This window comes from Kitasatospora putterlickiae, assembly GCF_039527695.1.
Lineage (GTDB): Bacteria > Actinomycetota > Actinomycetes > Streptomycetales > Streptomycetaceae > Kitasatospora > Kitasatospora putterlickiae.
Window position 1 is genome coordinate 8,748 of sequence record NZ_BAAAKJ010000382.1, and the last position, 454, is coordinate 9,201.

The window sequence follows — 454 nt, forward strand, 5'->3', positions numbered from 1 at the left end:
CGGCGCGGCCGCCAGCAGGGTCGCCAGCGCGACCGCGCCGACCGCCGCCGGCACCCAGTCGGCCAGCAGCAGGGCGGTGCAGAGCACCGTCACCACGGTGGCGGAGCCGAGCACGGTGAGCGCGTAGAACCGTTCCTTCGGATCGGCCGGCCGGAACGTCTGCAGCACCAGGACCAGCAGGAAGAACCCGCCGAGCGTGCCCACCACCGCCGCCGTGCCGCCGTCCGCGTCGGCCAGCAGCACCGCCACGTCGGCCACCACACCGGCCAGCGCGGCCAGCGCGATGCCCTGGCGGGCCGGCCACATGCCGTTCAGCCGGAACCAGCCGGCCGCCGTCAGGCCCTGGAGCAGGACGAGCACCAGCGCGAGCCCCGGCTGGCCGAGCGCCGCGCCGCCGGCCAGCAGGGCGGCGGCACCGGCGGTGCTCAGGGCCGGCTGGAGGCCCGGGTCGTTG

The 454-nt window shown here is 77.8% G+C and carries 1 pseudogene; it reads right to left on the reverse strand.

Features of this window, described 5'->3' with window-relative positions:
- A pseudogene (locus ABD308_RS33475) lies at window positions 1-454 on the reverse strand (hypothetical protein); the annotation flags it as partial.